Below are 16,944 nucleotides of genomic sequence, written 5' to 3' on the forward strand. Positions count from 1 at the left end.
TAGTAGCGTCCCCGAGCTTGCTGCGTCCTTATCCCCTCACAGGTCAGTCGCGGGTCAGTCTCCGGTGGGTCACTCGGTGCGGACGCGCTGCTTCGGCGCCGAGACGTTGGATCTTGTTCTCCTCGTAGGCACCGAAGTTGCCTTCGAACCAGAACCACTGGGCCTCGTTGTCGTCGTTGCCCTCCCACGCCAGGATGTGCGTGCAGGTGCGGTCCAGGAACCAGCGGTCGTGGCTGATGACCACGGCGCAGCCCGGGAACTGCTCGAGTGCGTTTTCCAGTGAGGACAGCGTCTCGACGTCGAGGTCGTTGGTCGGCTCGTCGAGCAGGATCAGGTTTCCGCCCTCTTTGAGGGTCAGCGCGAGGTTGAGCCGGTTGCGCTCACCACCGGACAGCACGCCCGCGGGCTTTTGCTGATCAGGTCCCTTGAAACCGAACGCGGACACGTAGGCGCGCGACGGGATCTCGTTCTGGCCGACCTCGATGTAGTCCAGGCCGTCGGAGACGACCTGCCAGACGTTCTTCTTCGGGTCGATGCCGGCACGGCTCTGGTCGACGTAGCTGAGCTTGACCGTCTCGCCGACCTTGACCTCACCACTGTCAGGCTGCTCAAGGCCGACGATGGTCTTGAACAGCGTGGTCTTGCCGACACCGTTGGGACCGATGACGCCGACGATGCCGTTGCGCGGAAGTGTGAAGGAAAGGTCCTTGATCAGCGTGCGGCCTTCGAAGCCCTTGTCCAGGTGCTCGACCTCGACCACCACACTGCCCAGCCGGGGCGGGGTCGGGATCTGGATCTCTTCGAAGTCGAGCTTCCGGCTCTTCTCCGCTTCGGCGACCATTTCTTCGTAGCGGCCGAGGCGAGCCTTGTTCTTGGCCTGCCGGGCCTTGGCGCCCGAACGGACCCAGGCCAGCTCGTCTTTGAGCCGCTTCTGCAGCTTCTGGTCCTTCTTGCCCTGGACCTCGAGGCGCTCGGCCTTCTTCTCCAGGTAGGTCGAGTAGTTGCCCTCGTACGGGTAGGCCCGGCCGCGGTCGAGTTCGAGAATCCACTCGGCGACGTTGTCCAGGAAGTAGCGGTCGTGGGTGACTGCCAGGATGGCGCCCTTGTAGTTGGCCAGGTGCTGTTCGAGCCACAGCACGCTCTCGGCGTCGAGGTGGTTCGTGGGTTCGTCGAGCAGCAGCAGGTCCGGCTTGGACAGCAGCAACTTGCACAGCGCCACGCGGCGGCGCTCACCGCCGGAGAGGTGGGTGACGGGCTCGTCGGGCGGTGGGCAGCGCAGTGCGTCCATGGCCTGCTCGAGCTGGGAGTCGATGTCCCAGGCATCGGCGGCGTCGAGCTCCTCCTGCAGGTGGCCCATTTCTTCCATGAGCTCATCGGTGTAGTCGGTGGCCATCAGCTCGGCGACCTCGTTGTACCGGTTGAGCTTGCCCTTGATCGCCACGCCGGCCTCGACGTTCTCGCGGACCGTCTTGGTCTCGTCGAGCTGCGGCTCCTGCATCAGGATGCCGACGGAGGCGCCGGGTGCGAGCAGCGCGTCGCCGTTGTTGGCATGGTCGATGCCGGCCATGATCTTCAGCACACTCGACTTACCAGCCCCGTTGGGACCGACGACGCCGATCTTCGCGCCGGGAAGGAAGTTCAGGCTGACGTCGTCAAGGATGACCTTGTCGCCGTGCGCTTTGCGAACCTTGCGCATCGTGTAGATAAATTCGGCCATGCCGTGATGTGCCTTTCTGAAGCTCTTCGGGAATGTCGGATGGGCGCGTGCGCGACGGGACGCGGCAAGCCCAACTCACTCGCGCCCATCCTAAGCGTGGTCGAATGTGGTCAGGCCGACAGTGGCAAGTCCCCCTCGTCAAGCTCGGTTTCATCGTCGTCCAGCATGTCGCCGGGTTCTCGTTCCGGCTCTGTCACCGGGCCGGCGCTCGGCTTCGGCAAGGGCGCGAGCTTGGCCGTGCACCGCGACAGATCGGGGCCGACTGCGGTAGCCCGCACCTCGACAGATGACCGGCGCACACCTTCCTTGTCGTCGTACTCACTGGTGTGGACCTGCCCGACCACCACGACCGCGTCCCCCTTCATGAGCGATGCACTGGCGCCCGTGGCCAGATTGCCCCAGCAGTTGACCGTGACGTAGAGCGAGTTGCCATGCTCCCAGGTGCCGTCGGAGGTGCGCCGCCGCGAATTGCTGGCCACCCGGAACTTGTAGAGCTCCTGGTCGCCGAACCGCAGCCGAACCGGATTGGTGATGATGTTGCCGACGATGGTGAACGGGGTCTCGAACATTTTTCTGTTTCCTTTCGCTTCATCTGTGCCGGCGGCCGGAGCTGAAGCGTCGACCGCCTTACGCAGCCATTGACCGTCGGCACCCCGACAGGAGATACGCGGCGGACCCGGTGCACGCGTCGGCTGTGGATGAAACGAACGCTGGGGATAACCCCGACTACTACCGCTGACTATCCGGAAGGACGGTCACGCCGCGCCATTTCGGCAAGCATGGCGTTGTAGGCAACCAGATCGGCGTCGTCGTCGCGGTCAGCCGCCCGGTCCAACCGCTTGGCGGTGCGCTGATCGCTGCGCCGCCACTGGATCAGCAGCGCCAACATCACGATGACCAGCGGGACTTCCCCGGCCGCCCAGGCGATCCCGCCACCGAGGTGCTGGTCTCCGAGTAGATCGGTGTGCCACGGCAATTGCAGTGAGCGGTAGAAGCTTTCGCCGAGCACGGTGTCCATGCCCATCATCACCACACCGAAGAACGCGTGCAGCGGCAGTGAGGCAAACACCATCCCGATCTTGACCAGGTGCGGGACGGGCCTCGGGGTCGGGTCCACACCGATGACCACCCAGTAGAAGAGGTACCCCGACAGCAGGAAGTGCACATTCATCAGGATGTGCGCGGCGTGGTTGCTGACCGCTGCGTCGAAGATGCCGCCGAAGTACAAGCCGTAGAACCCGGCCACGAACAGCACGGTCGCGACGATGGGCTGGGTCAGGAACTGCGACACCCTCGAGTGCAGAGCTGCCAGGATCCATTCCCGGGGGCCGGGCGGCGATCCGCGGCCCACAGCGGGCAGCGCCCGCAGCGCCACGGTCACCGGGGCGCCCAGCACCAGCAGGACGGGGACCAGCATGGACAGCATCATGTGGGCGATCATGTGCATGCTGAACATGGCCGGCATGTAGCGGCCGAGACCCGATGACGTGGTGAACAGCAAGGTTGCGCAGCCCAGCAGCCAGGCGAACGTGCGGCCCACCGGCCAGGCATCGCCACGTCGGCGCAGTCGGTACACCGCGGCCAGGTACACCACTGCCGCGACGATCGCCGCGGTCCCGAACAGCAGGTCGAACCGCCAGTCGAACACCACCCGGGCGACCGTCGGCGGCCCGGCGAAGTCATATCCGATCGCGACCTCGGTGGCGCTCGGAACTCTCGGCTCCGGCGGCGGTGGGGTGCGGCCCAGCCCGACGGCGATGCCGAACGTGACGCCGAACAGTGCAGCCTCGGTCAGCGCCAACCGGATCAGTGGTGTGCGCGTGCCGGGGTCGGTGGCCAGGGCGGTCAGACTGACCCGTCGCTGTCGCCAACCCAGCAGACCGAGCAGGGTCAGCGCGACGACCTTGCCCACCACGAGCCAGCCGTAGTTGGTGCGCACCAGATCGGGCAGCTGGATCCGCACCAGTGCGTTGAGCACCCCGCTGATGGCCATCGCGATGAAGCACCACAACGCCAGCGCCGAGAAGCGTCGGGCCGCCAGCGCGGTGTTGGATCCGTCAGCCGCGCCCCGGGCACGGAGGGCATGGGCCAACAACGCCAGCAGTCCGCCGGCCCACAGCGCGGCCGCCACGAGGTGGATGAACAGGCTGTTGGTGGCCAGGTCGTGAGCGCCACCGGCCGACGAGTGTCCGGTCAGGACGAGTGGCATCAAAGTCACCAGGGATCCGGCCAGCAACACCGGTGTCCATCCCCACCGCAATACCGGCAGGCTCGCGATGGTGACGCCGGCCGCCAGGATCGCCGTCCAGCGCCAGGCGGCGGAGACGTCGACGAGGCTCGCCGCCGACCACACGTCGACCGGACCGAGATGATCGAGCAGCGGCTGTCCGGACACGTCGGAGATCGTCAACGGAACCAGCAGCGCGGCGCACACCGTCCACACGCCCGAGGCGGCCGTACCGAGCCGCAGCGCCCGGTAACCGGCGACATCCAAAACGCCGTTGGTCTGCGGTGCCACCAGGAACGCCGCGAACAGAAAGGCCCCGACGGCGACGACGGCGGCGATCTCACCGGCAGCCCGGACGAACGGCAGGCCGTAGGTGGTGACCGGGCCCGGATCGGGCAGGCCGGTGGCGGTCAGCGCGTCGGCCAGCGACAGCGCGCCGATACCGGCCGCCACTGCTCCGGCCAACAGGCCCACAGCGACCAGCACCGGCCACACTGCGCTGTTGCGCACGCTGGATGCGACCACCGGGCCGGCTGAAGTCATGGTGCAAGGGTATGGCGTGGGGCGCGGCGCCTAGCCGGTCAGTCCTTGTTCAGCGCGGCGCAGCTGCTCCCGGATGTAGAACTGCTCACGTGCGATCTCGTCGACCTTGTCCATATCGGCGACGATCCCGCGCAGTTCGTCGCGGAAGGCGTTGCGGCGGGCCCGCAGATCCGGGCCGTTGACCAACAAGTTCTGATCGGCCGCCACCTGGCGCGCCGTGGCGAACAACAACGCCGAAACCGACTCGTTGCTGCCCACCCTGCCTTGGGCGACGTACTGGCGCCCGACGCCCAGCGCACGCTTGGTCAGGTCCCGCTCCCCGATCTCGGGCGGCGCGTCGCGCAATACGTCGGCGACGATCCCGTAGGCCTCGAAGAACGGCCGCAACATGGCGCCCACCAACAGCGGTTGCTTGTCCCGCAGCATCTGATAGATCTCGTCGCTCCCGGCGGTGACCTTTTCTTCCCACTTGTCGTACCACGACATCTCCTCGGCGACGTTGTCGCGGAAGGCCGCCGAATCGGCGAAATAGAAATCGAACTTGAGCAGGTCACGCAGCCGCATCACCTGGTCCCAGAACGCCTGCAGTGGATCGTCGGTGGCGCGGGCGGCGTATGCCAGGGCCAGCTCGACGATCGAGGTCTCCTGGAAGGCGTGGATCAGTGAATTGCGGTAGAACGCCGCCTCCAGTTCGTCCTCGGGGGCGATCCGCCACACCGGCTCGCGCCCGCTGTCCACCAGCGTCACGGGGTGCCCGCCGGACAGCGCGTCGACGGCCGAACGCACGCCCTCGGCGGTCCGCAACCGCAGCGCACTGTTGGTCATCGGGGTGTTCTTGCGCTCCAGATAATCCAGTGAGTCCTGCAGTGTGTGGTGCAGTTGATCGAGGGTCAGGGCAACTCCACGGGCGCCCAGCAACAGCGCCGACACCAGGTTGGTGGCGTTGACCGGGGTGACCCGCAGGATCCGCCAGGCCACCTCGAAGGCCATCTTCTGCATGGCCAGGCGTTTGGCCGCCTCGTCGTGGACCATGTCGCCGTTCGGCTCACCGAGGTGCTCACGCATCGAAACCGCTTCGGGGAAGCGGACATAGATCTTGCCGTAGTTGCGTTCGCCCTGCGCCTTGATGAAGTTGTACAGCCAGCTCAGGCCCTCGGGTGTCTTCTCGCCACCCCGCGCATATGCGGCGTACTCGGCGGTCTCGTGCAACTGGTCGAAACTGATCGACACGGGCTGCAGCAGGATGTCGTCGCTGCGGCCGTCGAGGTAGGCATTGGCGACGTAAGCGAGCAGTCCGAGCTTGGGCGGCAACATCTTTCCGGTCCGTGACCGGGTGCCCTCGATGGACCAGTTGAGGTTGAACCGTTTCTCCACGATGTAGCCGACGTACTGCCGCAGCACATACTTGTACAGCGGGTCATCGAGTTTGCGACGCAGGAAGATGACGCCGGAATGCCGGAACAACGGACCCATCAGGCCGAACGAGAGGTTGATCCCGGCGAACGTGTACACCGGAGGAAGGCGATTCTCCTGCATGGCGACGGGGACGATGACGCCATCGAGATAGGACCGGTGCGAGAACAACAACACAGCCGGATGTTGTTCCAGGGCATGACGCATCGACTCGATCTCGGAACGGTCGTAGTCGATACGCGGATCGAATCCGCGGCTGAAGATCGCCCGGCCCAGGGTCGGGATGAGATCCACCGAGAAGCGGCTCCACCCGGTGGAGAGCTCGTCGAGCATCTCGCCGGCCTTCTCGATCGACGCGCCGGGAATCTGCTCGAGTCCTTGACGGAAGCGCGCCGAGTCGAGCATCTCCGGCTTGACCAGCCGCGGCGACTTGTATTCAGGGCCCAGCAGGCGAAGCTCCACCCGCTCAATCGCCAGCGCGGCCCGGCGGAGCACGAATCGGGCGAATTCCCTGGGGTTTTCCGCAACCGTGGTCTCACTCCACTGCTTGCGCAGCTCAGACACCTTGGCCGGTTCACCGGCCACGACCCGCGCCCGCGTCGGGTCCTTACGCAGAATGCGCCGCTGCAGGATTTCTGGCGGCCGGTAGGTGTCGCGGCCCGAGATCAACCCGACCACTTTCAACCGGGTGGGTAATCCAGCGGGCACCCAGAACACCCGCACCGGAACCACCAGCCGTTGCTCGTCGGCTTCCAGCTCCTCGACCAACCGGGCCACCACCCCGGGCGCAGGTTCGTCAGTGGCCGGTAACTGCAGTACCTCGACTGTCGAGTCCGGGTGTTCACGCCGCTGCGTCTTGAGCCAGTCGTTGAGCAGTTCCAGTTCGGCCGGTGAGGACACCGACGCGAGAACCAGCGCATCGTCGGTGGTACTGAAGCTGGGGAAATCGTCGAGACCGGCGGTCACGGTCGGCCCTTCGGGGTCGACCGTGCGGACGACGTATCCGGTTTGGGGGCAGCCTTTTTCGCCGTGGCTTTCTTCGCGGTGGCCTTCTTCGCGGGCGCATTCTTTGCCGCTGCTTTCTTCGCGGGCCGACGCGGAGCGGCCGCCTTCGCCGGCATGCGGGCGTAGATGTCGAACGTCGGCAATTCGTCCTGCGGCCAGGATTTCAGGGTGTCGAGGTAGATCTGGCGAACCTCGGCGATGCGCTCGGTCAGGTTGTCGGCCGTCCAGTCCTCGACGGGGATCGGCGGGTAGACCGCGACGTCGACCTTGCCGGGGTTGAACGTGCTGGAATCGCGGTGTGCGATCACCTCGGCGTTGCGGATCACGATCGGCACGATCGGGATACCGGCCGCCATGGCGATGCGGAAGGGCCCCTTCTTGAACGGGCCGACCTCGGTGGTGTCGAGCCGGGTGCCCTCGGGGGCGATCAGGATCGACAAGCCTTTGCGGGCAAGCTCTTCCACCTTGTGCAGGCCTTCCACGGCCTTCTCCGGATCGTCGCGGTCGATGAACGCCGCATCCATGACCTTGCCCAGCGGCCCCATGAGGGGGTTGCGTTCCAGTTCCTTCTTCCCGACGCCGGTGAAATCGACGCCGACCAGCCGGCCCGCGATCATCGGATCAGCCTGGTTGCGGTGATTGAATATGAACACCGCGGGCCGTTGCGCGGTCAGGTTTTCCTCACCGAGGACGTTGAGCTCGATGCCCGTGGTGAGCATGAGCAGCTTGCTCCAGTTCGAGGTGAAGAAGTTGACCCCTGTGCGCTTGTTGCGGGTGAGCAGTCCGAGTCCGATCGCGCCGGCGGCGACCGTGGGGATGGTGGCGAGGCTGGCCAGCGTTCGTAGTTGCGCGATAGGGCTGCTGCCGCTGCGGCTGCTGAATTTCAGTACGGGCCAGCCGCGTTTGGCGGCGACGGCGGCCAGCTTGCCTGCCGGATTCGTCGGACGTGGATTGCCCACCAGGTACATCAGGGCGACGTCCTCGTCGCCGTCGGCGTAGAAGTAGCTCTTGGACAGATCGACCCCGTTGGCCGCCGAGAAGTTCTGCACCGCACGGGCTTTGCCGGGACCCCAGATGACGGGTGTCTTGACTTCGCCGGTGATCAACCCGTCCGCGTCGGTCTCGAACTCGTTGCACAGCACGTTGTCGATGCCGAGAAAGCGTGCCACCGGCTCGACTTGGACCGTCAGCGCCGAAGAGCTCAGCACCACGGTGTGCCCGCGGGCCATGTGGGCGCGGACCATGGCGCGCATCTCAGGGTACATACGGCCCTGAACGTGCTGGACGAACAGCCGCTCACCCAGCTCGTCGAGATCGCTGAGCGAGTTGCCTCGCAGCATCCGGGCGCCTTTGCCGATCAGGTCCTCGAACTCGGAACGCCCCAGCTGGTGGTTGAGCCCGGCCTGCACCATCCCGATGAATTCGCCGACGCCCATCTGGCCACGGCGCAACCGGTCGCGGGTCATGATCACCCCGGTGAAGCCGGCCACCAGTGTGCCGTCCAGGTCGAAGAAGGCGCCGATCTGCGGCCCCTCCGGGCTTCCCTCGATCTCGGCCAGCGTGCCGGGCAGCCGCATCTGTTTGGTTCCGCGAGGGACTGAATCTTTCGAAGTCACTGTGCAGCACTCCCATTCGTCGCCGAGGAGTCGTCGAGACTGAACGACGCCGGCACCGCGCGGCCGTCCCCGCCGAGTGCCAGCACCTCGTCGAAGCCCGCCACCAGGCATCGGGCGAACAGCGATCCGTCGGTGATGGCCGCCCGGTCGTAGCGGGCCGTGATGCTGACGTAGCCGCCGCGGGAAATGAGCACCACCATCATCGCCACCCCCGGAAGCGGGCCAATACCGTAGTGCCGCAGGATCTTCGCCCCGGCGATGTAGGTGTCGCCGGGGAACACCGGCACATTGCTGGCCTGCACATCGGAGTTCACCACCGACCCTGCCATCGATTCGAGGAAGGTGTCGGGCAGCAGGCTGAGCACCGGTGCGATGAGGCCGACCACGTCGATGGCACGCTCTTCGCGCTTGCTGGTCATCTGCGAACGGATGGCCTTGATCCGCATCTCTGGGTCGGCGATGCCGACCGGCGCAGCCAGATTGACCCCGGCGAAGCGGTTGCCTCCGGCAGGATCGTCCTCCGAGCGCAGGTTCACCGGCACTGCCATCGGCAACGTCTCCAACGAGATGCCCAAGGCGTCGTGGTACCGCCGCAGCGCACCGCACAGGCCGGCCAGGTAAGCGTCGTTGATCGAACCGCCGGCGGCCTTGGCCGCGCGGTGCAGATCGCCGAACGTTATGTCGATCGCTTCGGTACGGGTGGACAGGCTGCGACGGCGCAGCAGCGGTGACGGATGGGCGGCCGAGCCCATCACCCGGGCGCCCGACATCGCGTAATCGACCGCTCCGCTGACCGCGGATACCGGATCCCGCACGACCTTTGTCGCCGCGCGCGCCGCGGAACCGAGCGCACCGACGATGCCACCGGCAATCGAGCCGGGGAGCCGGTTGATGCCCTGGCGCATCAGGTCGTTCGGGGAGAGATCCTGCGGGATGGGCACCGGGGGCGTTGCGGTGGGTTCCGGATCGCGTTCCAGGTCATAGAGGCTGGCGAACATCTCGACGAGCCCGACACCGTCGGTCACCGCATGGCTCAGGTGCAGGATCGTGGCGGCTTTGCCGCCGGCCAGCCCCTCCACCAGCGTCGCGCTCCACAGCGGGCGCGAGATGTCCATCGGCGACTGCAATGCCACTTCTGCCAGGTCGAACACTTGGCGCAGGGTGCCCGGCTCAGGCACCCGCATCCGTCGTACGTGATAGTCCAGATTGAAATCCGGGTCGACGACCCACCGCGGCGCGGCCGTGGGCAGCGTGGGCATGACCACCTTCTGACGCAGCCGCAGCACTCTGCGCGACGCGTACTCGAGCCGGGTCCGAAAACGGTCCCAATCCGGTGTGGTGTCAAGAATCTCGACGCCCATGATCCCGGACCGGGTGCGCGGGTTTGCCTCTCCCCGATGCAACAGCTGATCGACTGCGCTCAGTTCTTCGGGCAGTCCGGCCGCGTCCAACTCCGGCACATCGCTCATAGCGTGGTCCCTCTCCCCTCCCCAGGCCGCCAGTGCAGCGTCCACGCTAGTCCGCCTCCGGCCCCGGGGGTCCGCTTTGCCGGGCGTCCCTCGCGCGTCACCGCCCCTTCACGCCGAAGTACGGGTTTCGCCGATCGGCGGGAGGTGTTTGTGTGTCCGGGCAGTAGATGCAGATGACGTCGATCGCGTCCTTGTCGATGAGCGTGCTGTGCGCACCCACGGCGATCGGCCCAGGTGGACCGGAAGTTGAGTCTGACCGCTCCAGCTCGTGTCGACCGGTACTTCACCTGAATGCGGTGGAAGGTGCCCGCCGCGTACGCCACAAGGTCGAACGGCGCATGCTCGGTCGCGGGGAACAGCACGTAAAAACCCTTGCCAACCAGGTCGGCATGCGCTTTTGCGACGCCGAGATCGCCTTTGTCTTTGGTGTGATGTCGGCCCACTGACCCGCTCGTTTCATCGGTTGCGGTTCGAGCAGCCCACGTGGTGCATATCCGTTGCGGTAACGACACCGATGCGGTGTAAATTGTGGTGGTCCGACTTTGCCCCCGTGGCGCAACGGATAGCGCATCCGGTTTCTACCCGGTAGGTTGCAGGTTCGAATCCTGTCGGGGGTGCCATATCTCGTTCGTTTGACGTGTGCTTCTCGTTCTCGAGCGCACGGTACCCCGCACATCCGACAACTCCATATCGGTCGAGTGCGCGCTCAATACAAAAGGTGAGCCTGAACCTCACGCAGCTCGTCTGATTAGCGGACACGCTCGGCAGCATGCTCGTTTCGACGTTGGCCTCGCCGGCGTGCCCGTTCGGCGAAAGCATCAAGCGCATTTGGCCACCTTCTCAGTCGGGAGGGGCCTTCAACGTTGCCGTTTACTCGGCGGATATGACCGAGAACCGCTTTCCATCTGTGTGACGTCGGCTGATGGTTGACACTTGTCTCGGTTGATCCTTGACGCGGCGCGAAGCCCAATCTCCACCAGCTGAAGATTGACGTGCATTAAGGTCTGTTTGTCCTGGTAGCCGACAGTTCGGAGACGACATGAGCACCTATCGGACGATCGTTGTCGGGACCGACGGTTCCGACTCGTCGCTACGAGCGGTCCACCGCGCCGCCGAGATCGCCGCGCAGGAGAATGCGAAGTTGATCGTCGCGAGTGCTCACCAACCCGTGGCCGAAAAGGGCGGCTGGTCGCGACCGCCGTCGCCCGATCATGTGGTCGATACCCGTGCGGAGGACAGCCTCAAGAGCGAGGGCTACCGGATGCACGGCGCCGCCCCGGTCTACGAGATCCTGCAGGTGGCGCGCGACCGGGCCAAGGCCGCCGGTGCCACGGATATAGTCGAGCGGGCAGTCGAAGGTGCCCCGGTCGACGCCTTGGTGAAGCTCGCCAAAGAGGTCAATGCGGATCTGATCGTCGTCGGCGACATCGGACTGGACTCCGTCGCCGGCCGCCTGTTGGGCTCGGTGCCTGCCACCATCGCCCGGCGCGTCAAGATCGACATCCTCATCGTCCACACGGCGAACTAGGACGCGGCGCCTACATCGCCACCCACATCAGCCGACCGTCATCGGCGATCACGGTGCCTGCGGTCGGGGCGGCGAAGTGGGTGCCGAGCAGCAAGGCCTGCTCTTCTGCGATGCTGCTCAGCAACCGGGCGCGGGTCACCGCGGCCGCCGCTGGATCGTCATCGGGCAGAGCCTGCACGTCGGGATGCGTGATCTGCAGCGGATGGTGGACAACGTCCCCGCTGATCACCGCCACCTCGCCGCCGGATTCGATCCGCACCGCGGCGTGCCCCGGCGTGTGACCGGGCGTCCCGATCAGCCGGATCTCGTCGGTGATCGCGTGGTCCATCTCGGTGAGCCGCAGGACATCATGTGCGACAAGCGGTTCGACGGTCTCGGCGGCCGCGCGGTTCGTCGCCGAGGAATGCCGCCATGACGTGTATTCGTCGGCGGTGAGGAGGTACGTCGCGTTGGGATAGGTGGGGACCCACGCGCCGTCGCGCCGCGTCGTGTGGCGTCCGGCATGGTCGAGGTGAAGGTGCGTGCAGACAACGGTGGTCACATCAGCGGGGGTGAATCCGGCTGCGGCCAGCGACTGTCGGTATTGGTCCGGGTCCATGGGGATTTGGTATGGCAGGTCGTGGCCTTCGCCAAAGCAGCAGTCGACCACGACGAGGTCCTCACCGGATTCGATGAAGAACGACTGGATGGCCACCAGCAAGTTGCCGGCATCATCGACATAGTGGGGATGCAGCCAGCGTGGAAGCTCCGATGGCAGCCCGCGAAACACCCGGTCAGGCCGGGTCGGCACCACCGTCTCGAGCACAGAATGAACGGTCAGCGTGCCGATGGTCCACTTCTGCATGGCTCACCGTATGAGACAAATCATTTGGATACAAGGCTCGGCGTGGCCTCCTGAACGGCCGGCCATCTGGCACACTCGATGCGTGGCGCAGCCAAATGTCCGGTTTCAGCGACTTGCCGAACAGGTCGCCGACCAGTTGCGGCGCCGGATCCTCGCCGGGGAACTGACCGACGGCAGCATCCTCCCCAAGGAGGACGAACTTCTCGTCGAGTACCCGATCAGCAAGCCGTCGCTTCGCGAGGCGATGCGCATCCTTGAGGCCGAGGGGCTGTTGACGGTACGGCGCGGCAAGCTGGGCGGTGCGGTGGTCCACCGACCCGACTCCGCAAACCTTGCCTACACCATGGGGCTGGTCCTGGGCGCCGGGCAGGTCGGGCTCGGCGACGTGGGCACTGCGCTGCTGCAGGTCGAACCGGCATGCGCCGCACTCTGCGCCCAACGCGCGGACCGCAAACGTACCGTCGTCCCCATTCTCCGTGAGCTGCACGACGAATCAGTCAGATCGGTATCGGATCTGCTGCAGGCCACCTCCGCCAGTCGGCGGTATCACGAAGCACTGGTCCGCCACTGCGGGAACGAGACGATGATCATCCTGGCGGGCGCATTGGAGGCATTGTGGTCGGCACATGAGCAAAACTGGTCGGCCCAGGTGACGGATCACTCGACGGTGCCCGTCGAGGAACGCCGGGCCGTCCTGGAGGATCACCGGCAGGTGATCGACGCGATCGACATGGGCGATGCGCAGCGAGCCCGCGATCTGGCCGCGGCACATCTGGTCAACGCCCAGCAGTACCCGGGTGTCGACGGCGTCGTCGACCCGACCATGGTGCGTACCTGGACCCAGTCCGGCCCGCGCAGACCGTGAACCCCAGCGGTCGCAGTGCGCCCGTTGACACGGGTCCTTATTTTCATATGATTTGGTGATGAAGGCTGGCGACGCCGCCCCTGCTGCAGACGCAGCCCACTACCGCGCGGCCGGATGGTGGTCGGACCGCACACTCTCGCAGACCGTGCGTGAACACGCCCGCGCCCAACCCGACAAGCCGGCCTATGTCGACTACCCGGCCACTACGTTTACCTGGCACGAATTCGACTGTGCCGCATCTCGCCTCGCCGCCCAGTTCGCCGGCCTGGGTATCACGCCCGGTGATCGCGTCGCGGTCTGGCACGGCGATACCGCGGCCATCCACGTGCTGTTCGTGGCGATCGAGCGATGCGGCGCCGTCGTCGTCGGGATCGGCGCCCGCGCCGGGACTCGCGAGGCCACTCAGATCCTGCGGACCACTGCGCCGCGCCTGCTGGTCAGTGACACGACGCGGCAGTCGTCGGCACGTGCCACCGTCTCGGGACTGACTCCTGAGATCAGCGCGCTGGTGTTGGACGGTTTGTCCCTCGACACCGACACTCCCTCGCGACCACCGGCCGCGGGCGTCGGAGCCGACGACGTGTTCCTGATCAACTCGACATCGGGCACCACCGGCCTTCCCAAATGTGTTGTGCACACGCAGAACCGGTGGCACTACTTTCATCAGCAGGCAGTGGCCAACGGTGCGCTGAGTTCCGACGACATTTTCCTGCCGGTCATCCCCGCTCCATTCGGGTTCGGCATCTGGACTGCACACACCACCCCGATCTACCTCGGTGCCACCACGGTCCTGCTGGAAAAGTTCGCCGCGGCAGCCGTGTGCGAGGCGATCGACCGCCACCGGGTCAGCGTGTTGTGCTGTGTCAGCACCCAATTGATGATGATCATGGCCGACCCGGCATCGCGTGAGAATGACCTGAGCTCGCTTCGCGTGGTCTTCACCGGAGGTGAGGCGCTGCCGTATCAGCGGGCCGCCGACTTCGAGGAACTCACCGGCGCCACCATCCTGCAGTTCTACGGCTCCAACGAAACCGGCCTGCTGAGCGGGACCACATTGCAGGATTCCCGCGAGCGCAGGCTACGCACCGCCGGACGCCTGGTACCGGAGATGGCAGTCCGCTTGTTCGACGGGGAGGACGACGTGACCTCGACCGGGCGCGGCCAACCGGCCTGCCGCGGGCCGGCCACCAGCCTGGGCTATCTGGGCGGTGTGGACCACGACAAGCTCTACACCCGCGACGGCTGGATGCGGATGGGCGATGTCTGCGAAGTCGATGCCGAGGGGTACCTATCGGTTACCGGCCGCACCTCGGATTTCATCGTGCGCGGTGGCAAGAACATCAGTGCGGGCGAGGTCGAGGATGCGGTGATGACTCACCCCGCGGTGGCCGTGGCGGCCGCGGTGGCGATGCCCGACCCGGTCTTCGGCGAGAAGGTCTGCATCTACATCGAGCTTGTGGCGCCCGTAGCATCCGCCAACGGGCAGGCCATCGACCTTCCTGGGCTCCTCGAGCACCTTCTGATGCAGGGGATGTCGAAGGAGCTGCTGCCCGAGAAGCTCATCGTGCTCGACGAGCTGCCCCGGTCCTCGGGCGGGAAGATCGCCAAAGGGCAACTCCGCGAGGATATCCGGACGCGGTTGGGAGGCGGCTATGAACGTCGGTGAGATGCGACAGGGCGGGTTGAAAGTGTGGTCTCCCTCGGTCACGCCGCCGATCGGTGTCGACCTGACCGAGGAGCAGGCGCTGGCCGTGGCGTTCCGGCACCTGGCCTCGATCGGGTTCGCCGAGAACATGGCCGGCCACATCACCTGGCAGCCCGAGGGACGTACCGAGATGCTGGTCAACCCGTGGGGATTGTGGTGGCAGGAGCTCACCGCATCCGACATCTGTGTGGTCGACGAAGATGCGCGCGTCGTGCGAGGCCGCTGGGATGTCACGCCGGCCATCCACATCCACACCGAACTGCACCGCACACGCGACGATGCCCGCGTCGTCATCCACAACCACCCCTACTACGTGAGCCTCATCGCGGCGTTGGGGAAGCTACCGGACCTGGTGCACCAGACCGGGTCGCTGTTTCTCGATGACATGTGCTTCGTCGAAACCTATGACGGCGAAGTCGATTCGGCACCCCGCGCCCGCGAGCTCGCGGAGCGGATCGGCGCCGCCAATCTGACCATTCTGGCCAACCACGGTGTCATCACCACCGGAGGCACCGTGGCAGAGGCCGTGTACCGGGCCGCATCGATCGACCGCGTCTGCAAACTCGCCTACCAGGTGATGCTGACCGGCCGGGAGCCCACGGCGATGAACCGCTCCGACATGTACGGCATGAAGGCCTCGCTCATCGAACGGGCCGCCGACGTGTACTGGGCCGGGGCCGCCCGCATGACCATCAAGGCCGATCCAGAAGTTCTGGCCTGACGCAGCAAGGAGATTCAGCCCATGAAGTCCATCGACGAGCTTGCCGGCAATCTCGACTTCACGACCGCCAACAAGGGCGCCGACCGCACGGTCACGTTTCTGCCGGAACCGCAGCGGGCAGAACGTCTCTACACGGTGATCTCCGTCGATGATCACATCGTCGAACCGCCGGATACGTTCACCGGCCGCGTGCCACGCAAGTTCGCCGACCGCGCCCCGAAGGTGGTCGACACCGAAAATGGTGGACAGACCTGGATGTACGACGGGCAGTCGCTGCCCAACGTGGGTTTCAACGCCGTGGTCGGCCGCCCTGTCGATGAGTACGGGTTCGAGCCCGCGCGATTCGACGAGATGCGCCGAGGCGCCTGGGATATTCATGCACGCGTCAAGGACATGGACCTCAACGGCGTATACGCGTCGCTCAACTTCCCGTCGTTCCTTCCAGGGTTCGCCGGCCAGCGGTTGCAGCAGGTGACCAAGGACCAGGACCTGGCGATGGCTGCGGTGCGGGCCTGGAACGACTGGCATCTCGAAGCGTGGACCGGTTCGTATCCCGACCGGATCATCCCCTGCCAACTGCCGTGGCTCCTCGACCCCGAGGTCGGCGCCCAGATGATCTACGAGAATGCCGAACGCGGCTTCCACGCGGTGACGTTCAGCGAGAACCCCGCGATGCTGGGGCTGCCGACCATCCACTCCGGGTACTGGGAACCGATGATGGCGGCGTGCGCGGAAACAGGCACGGTGGTCAACCTGCACATCGGGTCCTCGGGCTCGGCACCGTCCACCACCGACGACGCCCCACCGGACGTTCAGGGTGTGCTGTTCTTCGCCTACGCGATCACCGCCGCGGTCGATTGGCTGTACTCCGGCCTGCCCAGCCGGTACCCGAATCTCAAGATATGTCTGTCCGAAGGCGGAATCGGTTGGGTGGCGGGGCTACTCGATCGTCTGGACCACATGCTGAGCTACCACGAGATGTACGGGACATGGAAGGCGTTGGGCGAAACCCTCTCCCCCGCCGAGGTGTTCACCAGGAACTTCTGGTTCTGCGCAGTCGAGGACCAATCGTCGTTCATCCAGCACGAGCGGATCGGTACCGGCAACATCCTGCTCGAAGCCGACTACCCGCACTGCGACTCGACCTGGCCGCACACCCAGCGCATCATCCATGAACAGATCCAGGGCCTGCCCGCCGAGGTGATCCGGAAGATCACCTGGGAGAACGCATCCCAGCTCTACCAGCATCCGGTGCCGCCGGCCGTGCAGAACGATCCGAATGCCTACTGAT

At 65.7% G+C, this 16,944-nt stretch carries 13 protein-coding genes and 1 tRNA gene; 6 read left to right on the plus strand and 8 right to left on the minus strand.

Annotated features, from left to right (window positions below):
* Window positions 1-43: 43 nt before the first annotated feature.
* The 7 genes from ettA to ACZYZF_RS15240 form a co-directional block, all read right to left on the minus strand.
* Entirely contained in the window at window positions 44-1,717 is a 1,674-nt protein-coding gene (gene ettA, locus ACZYZF_RS15210) for an energy-dependent translational throttle protein EttA (RefSeq protein WP_463747537.1), read from the minus strand.
* 110 nt (window positions 1,718-1,827) lie between these two features.
* Window positions 1,828-2,286 (minus strand): single-stranded DNA-binding protein, encoded by a 459-nt coding sequence (locus ACZYZF_RS15215; protein WP_463747536.1) that lies wholly within the window; start codon window positions 2,284-2,286, stop codon window positions 1,828-1,830.
* Between the two features lie 170 nt (window positions 2,287-2,456).
* The gene (locus tag ACZYZF_RS15220; protein ID WP_463836152.1) at window positions 2,457-4,487 is read right to left on the minus strand and encodes a bifunctional copper resistance protein CopD/cytochrome c oxidase assembly protein; all 2,031 of its coding nucleotides are present in this window, start codon (window positions 4,485-4,487) and stop codon (window positions 2,457-2,459) included.
* Between the two features lie 30 nt (window positions 4,488-4,517).
* The gene (locus tag ACZYZF_RS15225) at window positions 4,518-6,866 is read right to left on the minus strand and encodes a glycerol-3-phosphate 1-O-acyltransferase (protein ID WP_463836153.1); all 2,349 of its coding nucleotides are present in this window, start codon (window positions 6,864-6,866) and stop codon (window positions 4,518-4,520) included.
* Window positions 6,863-8,482: an HAD-IB family hydrolase gene (locus tag ACZYZF_RS15230; RefSeq protein WP_463836175.1), complete on the minus strand. Its 1,620-nt coding sequence runs from the start codon at window positions 8,480-8,482 to the stop codon at window positions 6,863-6,865. The genes ACZYZF_RS15225 and ACZYZF_RS15230 overlap by 4 nt, the downstream gene beginning before the upstream one ends.
* Window positions 8,483-8,517: 35 nt before the next feature.
* Window positions 8,518-9,990, minus strand: a complete 1,473-nt coding sequence (locus ACZYZF_RS15235; RefSeq protein WP_463836154.1) for a wax ester/triacylglycerol synthase family O-acyltransferase — start codon at window positions 9,988-9,990, stop codon at window positions 8,518-8,520.
* Window positions 9,987-10,502: a group I intron-associated PD-(D/E)XK endonuclease gene (locus ACZYZF_RS15240; RefSeq protein ID WP_463836155.1), complete on the minus strand. Its 516-nt coding sequence runs from the start codon at window positions 10,500-10,502 to the stop codon at window positions 9,987-9,989. The genes ACZYZF_RS15235 and ACZYZF_RS15240 overlap by 4 nt, the downstream gene beginning before the upstream one ends.
* A gap of 32 nt (window positions 10,503-10,534) precedes the next feature.
* Between ACZYZF_RS15240 and ACZYZF_RS15245 the strand changes: the two genes are divergently transcribed.
* Together ACZYZF_RS15245 and ACZYZF_RS15250 are read left to right on the plus strand one after the other, a co-directional pair.
* Window positions 10,535-10,610 (plus strand) — tRNA-Arg (locus ACZYZF_RS15245).
* A gap of 419 nt (window positions 10,611-11,029) precedes the next feature.
* The gene (locus ACZYZF_RS15250; RefSeq protein ID WP_463747531.1) at window positions 11,030-11,518 is read left to right on the plus strand and encodes a universal stress protein; all 489 of its coding nucleotides are present in this window, start codon (window positions 11,030-11,032) and stop codon (window positions 11,516-11,518) included.
* A gap of 10 nt (window positions 11,519-11,528) precedes the next feature.
* On the opposite strand, the gene ACZYZF_RS15255 is transcribed toward ACZYZF_RS15250, so the two are convergent.
* Complete coding sequence (locus tag ACZYZF_RS15255; protein ID WP_463836156.1) at window positions 11,529-12,362, minus strand: MBL fold metallo-hydrolase; 834 nt, start codon at window positions 12,360-12,362, stop codon at window positions 11,529-11,531.
* 82 nt (window positions 12,363-12,444) lie between these two features.
* On the opposite strand from ACZYZF_RS15255, the gene ACZYZF_RS15260 reads away from it, so the two are divergent.
* The 4 genes from ACZYZF_RS15260 to ACZYZF_RS15275 are packed head-to-tail and all read left to right on the plus strand — an operon-like array spanning window position 12,445 to window position 16,943.
* On the plus strand, window positions 12,445-13,227 hold the full coding sequence (locus tag ACZYZF_RS15260) for a FadR/GntR family transcriptional regulator (protein ID WP_463747529.1): 783 nt from the start codon (window positions 12,445-12,447) through the stop codon (window positions 13,225-13,227).
* A gap of 58 nt (window positions 13,228-13,285) precedes the next feature.
* Window positions 13,286-14,893, plus strand: a complete 1,608-nt coding sequence (locus tag ACZYZF_RS15265) for a class I adenylate-forming enzyme family protein (RefSeq protein ID WP_463836157.1) — start codon at window positions 13,286-13,288, stop codon at window positions 14,891-14,893.
* The gene (locus ACZYZF_RS15270; RefSeq protein ID WP_463747527.1) at window positions 14,880-15,653 is read left to right on the plus strand and encodes a class II aldolase/adducin family protein; all 774 of its coding nucleotides are present in this window, start codon (window positions 14,880-14,882) and stop codon (window positions 15,651-15,653) included. Before ACZYZF_RS15265 ends, ACZYZF_RS15270 begins: the two co-directional genes overlap by 14 nt.
* Before the next feature lie 21 nt (window positions 15,654-15,674).
* Window positions 15,675-16,943: an amidohydrolase family protein gene (locus ACZYZF_RS15275; RefSeq protein WP_463836158.1), complete on the plus strand. Its 1,269-nt coding sequence runs from the start codon at window positions 15,675-15,677 to the stop codon at window positions 16,941-16,943.
* Window position 16,944 lies beyond the last annotated feature (1 nt).

It is taken from the genome of Mycobacterium sp. IDUB_24, from assembly GCF_055419385.1.